This is a genomic window from Amycolatopsis sp. 3B14 (genome assembly GCF_050958625.1).
Classification (GTDB): domain Bacteria; phylum Actinomycetota; class Actinomycetes; order Mycobacteriales; family Pseudonocardiaceae; genus Amycolatopsis_E; species Amycolatopsis_E thermoflava.
On the sequence record NZ_JBHZEN010000106.1, the window covers coordinates 1 to 12,957 of the forward strand.

10 protein-coding genes are annotated in these 12,957 nt (G+C 73.7%); 5 read left to right on the top strand and 5 right to left on the bottom strand.

Annotation, left to right across the window (positions count from 1 at the left end):
* Positions 1 to 182 precede the first annotated feature (182 nt).
* The 3 genes from ACCP09_RS38700 to ACCP09_RS38710 are packed head-to-tail and all read left to right on the top strand — an operon-like array spanning position 183 to position 1,881.
* Positions 183 to 638: a nuclear transport factor 2 family protein gene (locus tag ACCP09_RS38700; RefSeq protein ID WP_378366193.1), complete on the top strand. Its 456-nt coding sequence runs from the start codon at positions 183 to 185 to the stop codon at positions 636 to 638.
* The gene (locus ACCP09_RS38705; RefSeq protein WP_433753986.1) at positions 635 to 1,441 is read left to right on the top strand and encodes an ergot alkaloid biosynthesis protein; all 807 of its coding nucleotides are present in this window, start codon (positions 635 to 637) and stop codon (positions 1,439 to 1,441) included. The genes ACCP09_RS38700 and ACCP09_RS38705 overlap by 4 nt, the downstream gene beginning before the upstream one ends.
* A 23-nt stretch (positions 1,442 to 1,464) precedes the next feature.
* Positions 1,465 to 1,881 carry a DUF6292 family protein gene (locus tag ACCP09_RS38710; RefSeq protein WP_433753988.1) on the top strand — a complete coding sequence of 139 codons (417 nt, stop codon included), beginning with the start codon at positions 1,465 to 1,467 and terminating at the stop codon, positions 1,879 to 1,881.
* On the opposite strand, the gene ACCP09_RS38715 is transcribed toward ACCP09_RS38710, so the two are convergent.
* The 4 genes from ACCP09_RS38715 to ACCP09_RS38730 all read right to left on the bottom strand — a co-directional run bounded on the left by ACCP09_RS38715 (position 1,878) and on the right by ACCP09_RS38730 (position 8,083).
* Complete coding sequence (locus ACCP09_RS38715) at positions 1,878 to 2,249, bottom strand: DUF5994 family protein (protein WP_027931262.1); 372 nt, start codon at positions 2,247 to 2,249, stop codon at positions 1,878 to 1,880. The genes ACCP09_RS38710 and ACCP09_RS38715 overlap by 4 nt on opposite strands.
* A gap of 229 nt (positions 2,250 to 2,478) precedes the next feature.
* Entirely contained in the window at positions 2,479 to 3,684 is a 1,206-nt protein-coding gene (locus ACCP09_RS38720; protein ID WP_433753991.1) for a hypothetical protein, read from the bottom strand.
* A complete protein-coding gene (locus ACCP09_RS38725) occupies positions 3,681 to 6,635 on the bottom strand; it encodes a DEAD/DEAH box helicase (protein WP_433753993.1) in 2,955 nt (984 codons plus the stop codon). Before ACCP09_RS38725 ends, ACCP09_RS38720 begins: the two co-directional genes overlap by 4 nt.
* Before the next feature lie 11 nt (positions 6,636 to 6,646).
* Complete coding sequence (locus ACCP09_RS38730; RefSeq protein ID WP_433753994.1) at positions 6,647 to 8,083, bottom strand: SEFIR domain-containing protein; 1,437 nt, start codon at positions 8,081 to 8,083, stop codon at positions 6,647 to 6,649.
* 142 nt (positions 8,084 to 8,225) lie between these two features.
* Between ACCP09_RS38730 and ACCP09_RS38735 the strand changes: the two genes are divergently transcribed.
* On the top strand, positions 8,226 to 9,392 hold the full coding sequence (locus tag ACCP09_RS38735) for a toll/interleukin-1 receptor domain-containing protein (protein WP_433753996.1): 1,167 nt from the start codon (positions 8,226 to 8,228) through the stop codon (positions 9,390 to 9,392).
* On the opposite strand, the gene shbA is transcribed toward ACCP09_RS38735, so the two are convergent.
* Positions 9,374 to 10,057, bottom strand: a complete 684-nt coding sequence (shbA, locus tag ACCP09_RS38740; protein WP_378366197.1) for an RNA polymerase sigma factor ShbA — start codon at positions 10,055 to 10,057, stop codon at positions 9,374 to 9,376. The two genes, ACCP09_RS38735 and shbA, sit on opposite strands and share 19 nt — an antisense overlap.
* 279 nt (positions 10,058 to 10,336) lie before the next feature.
* On the opposite strand from shbA, the gene ACCP09_RS38745 reads away from it, so the two are divergent.
* The gene (locus tag ACCP09_RS38745; RefSeq protein WP_433753998.1) at positions 10,337 to 12,955 is read left to right on the top strand and encodes a hypothetical protein; all 2,619 of its coding nucleotides are present in this window, start codon (positions 10,337 to 10,339) and stop codon (positions 12,953 to 12,955) included.
* Positions 12,956 to 12,957: the final 2 nt, after the last annotated feature.

The following is a 12,957-nucleotide window of genomic DNA, read 5'->3' on the forward strand; positions in this document are numbered from 1 at the left end:
GGGAAAGCGTGCCTTGACACCCCTGGTCGGCGACTAAAGATCGGCTGTGGATCGGGGGCGGGGGAGGTCTGGTTGGGATAGTCGCTTGCTTTTGGTTGCCGGGTGGCGGTGGCGTTGATGACTTCACTCCACGCGCTATGATGGACGAGACGGTATCGTCCCGACCATCTGAGAGCGTTGTCGTGACTCTCTCCCCTGAGGACCGGCGCCGTCGCGCGCATGAGGCTCTGGATCGGCTTCACGAGCGCGTGCTGGCGCACGACATGGACGGCTTCGCCGACGTCTTCGCCCCCGGCGGGGTCATGGAGTTTCCCTTCGCGCCGCCCGGCTGGCCCATCCTCCGGGGCCGGGAGGCGGTCCGCGAGTACGTGCGCGACTACACCGACAACGTCGACATCACGGCGATCACGTCCCAGACCCGCCATGAAACCACCGACCCGGACGTGCTGATCGTGGAGTGGGAGGTCGACGGCACGGCGCTGCGCACGGGACTGCCCTACCGGATGCGGTACGTCAACGTGGTCCGGGTGGGCGCCGAGGGTATCGAGTCGCTGCGGGACTACTGGAGTCCGCTCGCCGCCGGGCACGCTCTCGGGCGGCTCGGCGAGCTGGTCGCCATGCAGGAGGGGGCTCAGTGAAAGTCCTGGTCACAGGCGCGTCCGGGAACACCGGGCGTCCCCTCGTGCGGTTGCTCACCGAAGCCGGGGTGACGGTCCGGGCGGCGAGCAGGCGCACCGGGTTCGACTGGTCCGACCCGGCCACCCACGACGCCGCCGTGGACGGGGTGGAGCGGATGTACCTGGTGGCGCCGGTCGGGGTCGCCGAGCCGGAGCCCCTGGTGCGCCCGTTCCTGGAGCGCGCCCGGGAAACGGGAGTGCGCCGGGTCGTGCTGCTCAGCTCGTCGGCTGTGGCGACCGGCGATCCGGGGCTGGGCCGGGTGGACAGCGCCGTACGGGAGATCATGCCGGAGTTCGCCGTGCTGCGGCCGTCGTGGTTCATGCAGAACTTCACCGGCGACCACCCGGTGGCCGAAGGCATCCGGACCCGCGGCGAGATCGTGACCGCGACCGGCGAGGGGCGGGTCGCGTTCATCGACGCCGCCGACATCGCGGCCTCCGCCGCGGCGCTGCTGCTGGCCGACGAGTGCGGCCGCGACGAACACGTGATCACCGGCCCGGAGGCCATCAGCTACGCCGAGGCCGCCGCGATCTACAGCGAGGTGACCGGCATCGAGGTGCGCCACACCAGCGTCGGGACCACCGACCTGGCCGACCGGTTCGTGGCGGCGGGCTACCCGGCCGACTTCGCCGCCGCGCTCGCCGCCCTGGACGAGGGCATCCGGCACGGCAGCGAAGACCGGGTGACCGGCACCGTGCACCGCTTGACCGGCCGCCCGCCGAAACCGCTGCGCCGCTTCCTGGCCGAGCAGCTCAGGCGCTGACGCGGCCCAACTAGGCTGGGCACATGGATTCTCCCGCCGCCGGCCTGACCGAACTCAGCCGCGGACTCGCCGGATACCTGGGGGCAGTCGCCGAAGCCGTCGGCGTGCCCGCCGAAGCGACCTCCTTCGAGCTCAGCGACACGGCCACCGCGTACCTGGGCCTGACCCGGCGGTGGCCGACCCGGCCGGGCGAGGACCTGATGCTGGTGTGGAGCGAAGGCAGCGGCTGGGCCGTGGCCGTGGAGACCGGGCCGGGCGAGACGCCGATGGTGCTCGCCTGGTTCGCCGGGGACGACGTGGTCCCGGAACCGGCGGACGTGGCGCGCTTCGTCACCGGGGTCATCGCCGCGGACCGCTCCGACGCGCCCCGCCCGGTGTTCGCCGTGGACGTCGGCCGCAACGAACTCGCCGCGCGGCTGGCGCGATACGTCGAGACCTAGGCGGGCGGCACCACCACCAGCACGAGGCGGTCACCCGCCGAGGTCGTCACATCCACCGTGTCCGAATCCTGCCTGCGGTAACCCACGACCGGGACGAGCGAGCCGCGCCGGTCGAAGTGGCGCACCGAGGGGTCCCAGGCGGTCGTGTGGTAGGCGATCCGGTCGATCGGCCCCAGGCGGGCTGCCAGCACCGCACGCAGTGCCGGCAGCTCCGCGGACAGGTCTCGCGACCGTGGCCACCAGGCCCCGTCGACGTACCCCGGGGTGGGCACCGACGGGTTCTGACTCGCTCGGAGTTTCAGCCGCGGCGGCCCGGCGGCCATACCGGCCTTCGGGGTGGTGGTGCGAACGTGCGGGCCCGACGACATGCCGGTGCTCCTGCCCCCGGCCCGTGACCGGGTCGGCGTCAGCGGCCGAGAACGGCGCCGGCTTGACCGCCCGCGCGCGGGTTGCTCTCGACCCCCCTGACGCTACACCCTACGGCGCCCGATGGCGGCATCCGCGGGCGGATTTCCGTGCACCGACACCGGAAAGGGGGACGACGGGCATCACCCACCCCAGGCGCATTCCGTTGTCCACAATGTACCCGGAACGGCATCAGGAACCGGCGTGCTCGGCCAGGACCGCCGCCAGCGAACTCATCCCCGCGCGCCGCGCCAGCGCCCCGACCTCGGCCACGGTCCCCAGGGCGAGGCCCAGCCGGCGCGCGAGCCGCACCACCCAGTCGCCGACGTCCGTCCGGCTGGCGGTGACGTAGGCGTCGATCCGCCGCAGGAACGCGTCCTCCCGGATCCGCGCGTCCTCGCACCACACCCCCAGCACGCCGGTGCCCAGCGGCACGAACGAGCCGATCCGGCTCAGCGGCACCCGGCCGGACGGCCGGAACGCCGTCGCGGGGAGCGTGACCTGCCAGAACCCGCGCTCGGTCTGAACCGCCCTGACTCCGTGGACGCCCTTGTCCGCCAGCCAGTCGGCGATGCGCTGCTCGTGCCGTCCCGGCTGGACGGCGAGCGCTTCCGACTCCACCAGCCCGGTGATCTCGGGCAGCGAGCCGCACAGGTCGCTCAGTTCCGGGTCCGCGGTGTCGGTGATCTGGCTGTAGACCAGGTAGCGCGGCGCGCGCCGGGCGTCGGCCGCGCGGACCAGGTACACCGGCAGGTACACGCATTCCTCGCCGAGGCTCTCCGGCTGCTCGACTCGGAACGGCAGGTTGTAGTGGTCCCGGTCCGACCGGCCCTCGAGGTCGCGCAGCGCGTCCCGGCGGAAGCCGCGCGTGCTGGTCAGTTTCAGGAACCGCGGGTACGGGTGCGCGGCCGTGGCCGCGGCGGCTTTGTCCGCGGTCAGGAACGTGACGGTGCCAGAGTCGTAGTAGCCGCGGCTGAACGGCCGTGAGGAGAACGCGTCGAAATACATCTTGCGCCGGTCCTCCCGCGTGGTCACGTAGCAGACCTGGTCCCGCTGCGACCGCAGGGCCAGCTCCGTGAGGGCGAGACGGCCGTCCCGGACGGTGACGTGCCCGATGGCCGACAGCACCCGGACGGCGCGGTCGACCAGGGGCTCGTCCAGGGCGAAGAACCGCGACAGCTCGGCCACCGAGGTCAGCCCGCCCTCGAGGATCCCGCGCTCCAGGAAGCGGTCGATGAGCTCGTAGGGCCTGCCCTCGGTGACGGTGGCGCGCACCTCGACCTGCCACACCGGCAGCAGGATCGCGAAGATCCGCGACGGGGTGAGCCCCTGTTCCCACGCCGCGTCGTCGAGCGCCCGCTCTTCGGGGTACAGCAAGGGTTTTCCGCTGCCGGTCATGCCAGTTCCGCTCCCGCTTCCCGCCGCTGCTCCAGCACGGCCATGAGCTCCCGGTGGTGCCGCACCTCGCCGTGGGCGAGCACGTGCGCGCGCAGGAGGTGGGCCAGGTCGCGGAACCCGCGGTCCCGCGCCCGGCACAACATGTCCATGTCGCCGACGAGCACCAGCTGCCGCCGGGCGCGGGTGAACGCGACGTTGGCCCGCCGCAGCTCGTCCAGGAACCCCACTTCGCCGGCGCGGTTGCTGCGCGTGAACCCGTAGAGGACCACGTCGCGCTCGCCGCCCTGGAAGGCGTCGACGGTGCCCACGTGGTGGTCCACCGTGTCCAGGTCCGGGATGTCCCCGGTGAGGAGCTGGGCGATCAGCCCGCGCTGCGCCCGGTAGGGCACGATCAGCGCCCAGTCCGCGCCGAGCCGGTGGTAGAAGGCGGCGAGCCGGGCCAGCAGCCGGGCCTCCGCGTGGTTGACCGTCCCGCGCGTCGCCCCGCGCCGCACGGGCGTTTCCGACCGGTCCCGCACCGGCAGCTGCGAGGTGTCGGCGAAGACCAGCGGGCCGGCGAACAGGGGGTCGTTGTGCACGCGCTCGACGTGCGTGGTCAGCCGCCCGCCGTAGAAGGCCGCGGAGGCGAAGTCGGCGATCACCTTCGGCATCCGCCGCTGCTGGGTCAGCGCCACCACGTGGCTCGGCGGCAGCGCGTGCCGCTCCACCAGGATCTCCAGTGCGCTCTTGGTGACGAGGTCCCGCACAGCGGGATCGCCGGTCTCCTCCGCCCACGCCAGCACGTCGCTGCCGACGATCGGGGGAAGCTGGCGGTGATCGCCGACCAGGACCGCGCGGTCGGCCCGGACCAGAGGGACCAGCACGTCCGCCGTGCCGATCTGACCGGCCTCGTCGATGATCGCCAGATCGAACGTCTCCCCGGCGATCTCCGGACGGGACGCGGCTCCGGTGCAGGTGGCTCCGACCACGTCGGCGTACCGGACCAGCTCCGGGTACAGCTGCTCGGTCGCCCCGGACACCGCGGTGCGCCACTCGTCGAGCAGCCGGGCGCGGGCGGTGAGGCACGCCAGCCAGGGCCCGAGCCCGGCGTGGACGTCGGTCAGCGCGGCCGGCAACGCAGCGGGATCGCCGGTGTCCGGCGGAACCGGCACCGCGTGGACGGGCCCGAGCGCCGCCCGGATCGCGTCGAGAGCCTGACCGGCCTCGGCCGCCCGCCGGCGGCGTGCCGACACCGCCTGGTCGAGCACACCGGCCGCCGCGATCACCTGGGGCGCGTCCCGGGTGGCCAGGTCGAGGGCGGCGGCGGCCTCGTGCAGGCGGCCGCGCAGCGCGGCGGCCTCCTGGCCGCGGGCCGCCAAGTCCGCCCGCAGCCGGTCGGCGCGGTCGCTCCGCCGCCGCGCCATCCACGCGGCCCACCGCCTGCTCCACGGCCCGCCTCGCTGCGCACGCTCCTGGCGTTCGAGCAGGCTCCGGAGCCGGTCGGCGCGTTGCGCGGCCGCGCGTTCCCGGTCGCCGAGGGCGCGGGCGAGGTCGTCCACCCGCTGCTGAGCCGGCCCGCCCACCGACCGGCGAGCGGCATCCAATGCCTGTCCGGCGCGGGCTTCCACGGCCAGGTCTTCGCGCAGCGCGGCGATTCGCCGTCCGAACTCGCCGGCCCACTCCTGCGCCACCGGCACACCTTCGTAACCCTGCCGCGCGACCGCCGTGGTGGCGATGATCTCGGCACGCAGCTCGGTGGCCAGGTGTTCCAGCAGGAACGTGCGGCCCTCCGCGTCGACCTTGCCCTCGCTGCCGACACGGACCACGACCACGTCCCGGGGCAGCTTGGCCAGGACGTTGTCCACCGCCCGGTTCGTGAACGACGCGATGAGCGTGCGGCCGCGGTCCGGCGACAACGCACGGGCCCTGGCGATCTCGCTGATCGTGCGCGTCTTGCCGGTGCCGGGCGGGCCCAGCACCGCCAGCACGTCGCGGACCCCGAGCGCGGCGCGGAACGCGGCGAGCTGGTCGGCGTCGAGGGCCTCCGCAGGCTCGGCGGACACCACCGTCAACGGCCGCGCGTCGTGGTCGACGAAGACGGACATCAGGTTGCGGTTGTGTGCTTTCCGCGACCGCAGGAGTGCGACGGCTTCGCGCTGCTTGGCGTAGACGACCTCGTTGGGCCGGTCCTGGAGCTCGCCCTGCGGCGCCAGCCGGTTCCAGTCGAGCGGCTGGTCGAACCGCACCGTCACCAGGTCGTCCTGGACCCGGACCACTTCCCCGCGTTGTTCCGGCTCGCCACGGAGCCGGACGAGCCGTCCGCGCACCGGCATCCGGTCCCCGGCGATCCGGAACACGTAGACCGGCGCGCCGCTGAAGCGCCGCTCCCCCACCGGCTCGGCCGAGCGGTACGGGTACCTCGCCGGCGAATCGTCGTCGCGCGCGGCGAACCGGCGCGTGGTTTCGATGAGCTCGTCGAGAGTATCGAGGAACCGCTCGTGCGCCGGTGAGATGTCCGGGGCCTGCCGCCGGTCTCCGCGCGCCCGCACCAGCGCGTCCCATTCCCCGGTGAGCCGCGGCCAGTGCGCACTGCTGCCGGGCGGGATCTGCGGCAGCTCGAACACCGCCCGCCATCGGGTGCGGACCAGGAGGTGCCCGTCGGCGAGGCGGTCGTGGTCGCGCATCCGGAGCGGATCGATCCCCACGACCAGGTAGCCGTCCCCGTTGCGGGTGGGGAACAGGGTGACCACGTAGCCGTAGGTGTGCAGCCGCAGGCTCCGGTCGCCGCCGGGGCGGCGCGGTTCGGCGACGGTCACCGGCACGCCCTCCTGGCGGACGGCCAGATCCCGCAGCACCTGGTCCAGCCCGCTCGGCAGACCGGGGTGGTCACGGCCGGCCCTGGCCAGCTTGGTGTGCAGCTCCCTGGCGGGCACGAGGACGGCGGGCGTGGGGAGTTCGACTGTGCGGAACAACGGGCGGGTCCTCAGGCGGGGATGGCGGGGAGAGTCGAAAGAGCCGCGATCAGCGCGCTCATCGCGGGGCGGGCGGCCGGGTCGGCGGCCAGCGCGGCGTCCAGGACGGCGGCGGCGCTGTCCGGCAGCGCGGGCACCCGGCCCCGGATCGGCAACGCCACCGCCGGGCTGGGCGGGGTGCCGGTGAGCAGGTGGCAGGTCACGGCCGCCACCTGGTAGACGTCGGCGGCGGCGCCGGTGAGCCGGGAACTCCCGCGGCGCTGCTCGGGCGCCCGGTACCGGTCGGGTCCTTCCCCCGACGTGGGCGCGGAGGCGGCGAGGCCGAGGTCGACGAGCGCGAGGCGGCCGTCGTCGAGCCGGATGATCCGCTCCGGCGCCAGGTTCCGGTGCGCGGCGCCGGTGGCGTGCAGCGCCGCGAGCGCGCCGCAGAGCCCGGCGACGCCACGCAGCACCTGCCGCATCCGCCACGGGTCGACGGACTCGCCGGCAGCCGGGATGTCGGTGGCGAGCGTCTCGCCCGGACCGCCGAGGCTCCGCGACGTCGGCCAGCGGGTGGCGAGTGTCGCGAGGTGACCGTCGCGGAAGAAACCCAGCGGCCGCGGCAGTTCCGGCGCCCGGCCGTCCAGCACGGTGAGGATTTCGTGCTCCCGGGCCAGTGCGGCGACCGCCGCGTCCGCCGCTCCCGTCGGCTGCCGCACCGCCACCTGCCGGAGCCAGGCGCTGCCGTCGTCCGGCGGCAAGGCCGAGGCCCGCGCCTGGCGGCAGACGGCCGAGTGGTCCCGGTTCGGGTGTTCCGACCAGTGCTGCCCGTCCACGAGCCGTCGCACCCCGCCGAGGTCGACGACCGCTCCCACGGCCAGGACCCGGTCGGTCGGCGGCGCGGCGGCGCGGTGCACCACGACGACCGGGTCGACACCCGGCGCGGGCGGGGTGAACGTCCCGAGCGGGGGCTTCTCGTGCAGCGGCGCGCCGGTCAGGACGCGCAGCAGGTCCTCGGCTGCGTCGCGGGTGAATTCCGGGATCGAGTAGTAGTCCTGGGACGACGAGCACAGGCAGTCCGGGATGTCCTCGGGACGGCCGCCGGGCAGGACGACGGGCAGCACCCGCCGGGTCGACTCCGGGATGTTGCGGGCGAGGTTGTCGCGGAGCATCGCCGCTTCGAACTCACGGGTCCGCCCCTCGGTGCGCTGCCGCCCGCCGTCGGCCACGCGCTTGTACTCCGGCGAGGCGATGGCGAGCACGAACTCGGCTGTCCGCAACTGGTCGACGGTCCACGCGATCCAGTCGCGGCGCTCGGTGGCGTGCCACTCGTCGTGTTCGGCATCCACACCCAGCCCGGTGCGCAGGAATGCCGCGAACTCCCGCACCGACCTGACGTGTTCCGGCGAATCCCGCGTGTAGGAGACGTACACCCGCGGTGAAATACCGACGGTACCCGGATTCCGCACGTTCGCCATCCTTTCCCGGATCCCGACCGCCCGTACGTTCTCACGGGAAACGCCGCCCGCGCAGGCGAATGGGCAAGCTGTCCACTATTTGTCCAGCGCGACTTCCGAACCGCGCCGGGAAAAGATGCTCTATCGTTTCCCGGTGGGTTCGACCGTGACCGTCTTCATTTCCTACGCGCATGACGACGAACAGCACCGCGCGGCGGTGCGCGAATTCGCTGCCTCCCTGCGCGCACAGGGCATCGACGCGGACATCGACAGCTGGGCGGACACCGACCGCCGCGACTGGCAGGCCTGGGCCACGGAGCACATCCTGAGCGCCGACTTCGTGCTCGTCGTGGCGTCCAAGGTCTACCGCGAGATGGGCGACGGCCTCGGGCCCGCCGACCGCCACCGCGGCGTCCAGGCCGAAGCGGCGCTGCTGCGGGACCTGCTGTCGGCGGACCGGGGAAAATGGACCAAGAAGATCCTGCCCGTGATCCTGCCGGGGCACCGCACCGACGAGATCCCGCTCTTCCTGCAGCCGAACAACGTGGACCGCTACGACGTCAGCTCCCCCGCAGGCATGGAGTACCTCCTCCGCACGCTGACCAGACAGCCCGAACACGTCCGCCCGCCCCTCGGCCCGCCCGTTGTCCTGCCACCGCGATCAGGCCCCGGCGCGGTCCCCGTCGGTCGGTCACCGCAGTGGAGGCGGCTCGCCCGGCCCGCGACCGTGCTCTGGGTGCCGGATCTCTTCGCCAACCGCTACCGCCCGCAGCGGGCCACGGTCGAACTGCACCTCGCTCCCGTCGAAGACGGCGACCGGCTCAGGATCCGGCGGCTCCAGCAGCTCGCCGACGACCTGGCCGGCCGTGGCCGGGCGCAGGGCCTGTTCACCCACGCCCAGGCTCTCGACACCGGCTTCTCGGACGAACTCGCCTGGGCGTGCTCGCGTGAGGGCGAAGCAGGTCTGGCCGTGCACCGGGACGGCCAGCGGTCCTGCTGGTTCGGCTTGCCGGCGAGGTCGATCGGCTCGGTGCTCGACGAGAACGACCTGACCGGCCGGCTCGCGGAGATCCTCGGCCTGCTCCTCCGCGTCGACGTCCCGCTGCCGCGCGACCTGGCTCCGGCGATCGGACTCGACCACGCCACGTTGGTCTATCTCGGACGGCTGGACGAACCCTCGCGCAACTCGGTCACCGTGCACGGGTACGACCGGGTTCGCGTGGATGCGGAGGAGGCGCTGGCCGTCGCGGACCTGCGCTCGTCGGCTCACGACATCGCCGACGAGCTGGTCGCCCGGCTCGTTCACCGGCTCCGCTCCTGACCGGGCTCCTCCGCGATCATCCGCCGCAACCTCGTCAGCGCGCGGTGCTGGCTGATCCGGACGTTGCCGGGCGTGATGCCCATCGACTGGGCCGTCTCGGCCGTGGACAGCCCGGCGACGACGCGCAGGGCCAGGACCTCCCGCTGGGCCGGCGGGAGTCGCGCCAGCAGGCCGTTCAGCCGTCGTCCGAGGTCGAGGGTGAGGACGTGCTCCTCGGGATCGCGCCAGACCGTCCCGTTTTCCGGCAGCTCCGCCACCGGCTCCGAACGGTCACGCGACACCAGGCGGTAGGCGTCGGCCACCTTGTTCGCCGCGATCGCCCGCACCAGGAACAGGAACGAGCCACCCCGGTCCTCGTAGCCGGGCAGCGCTTTCACGACCGCCAGGCACACCTCCTGCGCGACGTCGTCGGCGGAGAGGTAGGACAGGTCACGGCCGCCCATCCGCGCCCGGCAGTACCGGGCGACCACCGGTTTGACGAGTGTCATCAACGTGTGGACCGCGCGTTCGTCGCCCCGCCGGGCGGCCGCGACCACCGGGTCGAGCACGTCCTTTTCCAGCCGTCCCTCCGGCCTCGGGAGATCCGCGAGAACCGCGTACTCCTCGGTGGGGGCGGACGGCGGCGGATCGACGGCGGTCACCGGCGGCGAAACACTGGCGGTCACGGCTCGGCCCACCACGACGCCGGGGCGAGTCCGCTTCCCGGGCCACCCGCGGCACCACTGGCGATGTCCATCTCTGTCTCCCTGGTAACGAGGACGGGTGACAGGTTGATCGGGGTGCCGCGGTTCGGCGTTGCGGTGGCGCGGTTGTTGTCCTGGATTTGTCCGTTCGGCGGCTGACCGGCCGCGCCACGACAGGTCAATTCCGGGACAGTTCCGGAAAGGTGTAGCGGACGGGCAGCGGATGCCGATCCCAGCGCCGTGGTTCTCCCGGATCAGTCCGTGCGGCGCCCGAGGCTCCCGCCCCGCTGCGACGTCTTCCTGACCTTCCCCCACGCCGACCTCGGCGCCCTCGCCGGGGCGGCCGGGCTCGAGCAGGAGTTGCGCGAGCGCGGGTTGACCGTGCGGTTCGACGACGATCCGGACGGCCCGGACGTGGTCACCGCCGCGACCGCGGAGGCGCTGGCGGGCGCTCACCTGTTGCTCGCCGTGCATTCGCGGTCCCGGCCGTTGAGCGGGCCCCGCCAGTGGGCGCTGATCACGACCTTCCTGGCCGCGTCCGGTGGCGGCTCGCGCCGGGTGCTGGCCCTGTCGGCGGACGGGGACGTCGCGCACCTGGTTCCGGCGGAACTCGCCCAGTGCGTCGTCCCCATGCCCGGGAGCGCGGCCGAACTGGCCAGGGTGGTGCGCGAACGATGGCCCGGGGAAAGCCCTGCGACCGATCAGTTCGCAGGCCGCCACGAGGTGTTCTGGAGCATCCACAAAGCCCTCTGCGGCGCCCGGTTCGCCGTCGGCGCGGCGCCGGCCACACCGGCCGCGGTGATCTGCGGAGCGCCCGGATCAGGCAAGACCGCCACGGCCGAGCGGTACGCGACGCTCTTCCGGGACGCCTACCCCGGCGGAACCGTCCGCACCGGACCGTTCGGTCACCTCGATCCGGCGGACTTCCTGTCGCTGTTCCACCTCACCCTGTCGGCCACACTGTCCCAGCGGTTCGCGGTGGACACGACCGGGCTCACGCTCCCCCAACTGCGACGGCTCGCCGCCGAACGGATCGACGAGCCCACCCTCGTGCTCGTCGACGACGTCCCCGCCGGCTTGCCACCCGCTGTCCTGGACCAGATCGTGCTGCCCACCGCGCGGGTGGCGACCCTGGTGACGGCACGCGTGGCGCAGCCGGCCTGGGCCGCCGCCCCGGCGATCGGCCTCGCCGGCCTGGCGCCATCGGACGGCCTCCGCCTGTTCGACGGCATCCGCCCGCTGCGCGCGGACGAGCGTGATGCCGTCCGCGGGCTGGTCGACCGCTGCGACGGGCACCCCTTCGCGATCCGCGCCAACGCCCACCTCCTCCGCGGCCGGTCGGGCACCCTGGACGCGGAGGTGCTGGCGGCCCGGCCGAGCACCGCTCCGCAGGCGATCCTCGACCTGATCGGCGAGCTTCCGGCGGTCGCGCGGAGGCTCGTGCTGCTGGGGACCGTGCTCGCGCCGGTCCCGATCCCCACCGGCTTCGCCGCCGAAGCGCTCGGACTGTCCACTGACGCCGTGACCGCGGCGGCCGGTGAACTCGTGGCACGCGGCCTCGCCCGGCCCGACCCCGGCTGCCTCCGGCTGCACACGCTGGTTCTCGAAGTGGCCCGCAGCGCGTTCCCGCACGCCGAGCCGGATGCCCTGGTCACCGGCGCCGCACTGCGCCTGCCGGCGGACGATCCCCGGCACCGGGTGCTGCTGCTCCAGCACGCCAGGGCACTCGCGGAGCGGACGACCGGGCCCAGGGCGGCCCTGCTGCGTCCCGTCGCGGCCGCCTACTCCGCCCTCGGCGATCACGCGGCGGCGGGCGAAGTGCGCGCCGCGATCCTGGCAGGCAACGCCACCGCCGCCGACTACGCCGACGCCGCCCGCGTGGAGATCGACTGCGGCCTGTACGCCCAGGCGGTCCGGCACGCTCGGCACGCAATGGCGGCCGCCGCCGACGAGACGGTCCGGTACGAAGCCGGCCTGACCGCCGCCGAGGCCCTGGACTGCCAGGGTGACTACGCCGCGGCGGACGAGGTGTTCTGGCGGCACGACGCGATCCGGTGGCCGCGTGGGCCGGAACAGCGGCTCCGCGCGATCACCGCGCTCGCCAGGGCCCGGCGGTTCCGGGGCCGCCCGGACCGCGCCCTGCCGTTGTTCGACGGGGCGCACGGACTCCGCGCGGACGCCGACCGCACGGCGGCGATGGAACTCGAGCACGCGCGGAACCTGCTCCTGATGGGCAGATCCCGTCCCGCCCGTGACCTGGCGGCCGACGTGGCCGGCGCGTACCGGCGACGGGGCCGCCACCACCACAGCGGTCATGCAGAAGCCCTGCTGCTGTGGGCGGACGCGGCGCTGGCGCTGGACATGGAGCACCTGCGCACACCGGACGAGCCGGCCGTCCTGCGGGACCTCACGGCGAAGTACCGCGAGCAGGAGGGCGCCGGCAGCCCGCTCACCCTGGCCGCGTCGGTGCCACTGGCCCGCGCGCTGACCGCCGCCGGCCGCGCCGAGGAGGCGCTCGAAATCCTGTCCGGCACCGAAACGGTCCTCCTCGGCGAGTTCGGTGACGACAACCCGCTGCGGTACCGGGTTCGCCACGCGATCGCGTCGAGCCACGGGCGGCTGGGCGACTTCGGCCGTCAGGCCCGGGTTCTGGACGACATCGTGGCCGGACAGGGACGGCTTCTCGGCCTGCGACACCCCGAGACCCTGGCGACCCGCCTCGACCTCGGCATGGCACTGGCCTTGGCGGACCCCGCGTCGCGGAACCACGCCACCAGGATCGTGGACGAGGCGGCCGCCGACGTGCGCCGCACCTTCCGAGCGCCTCGCGCACTGTCCGCAAAGGCCAGTGCGGCGCGGGCCGCGGTACGGACGCGGTGAAC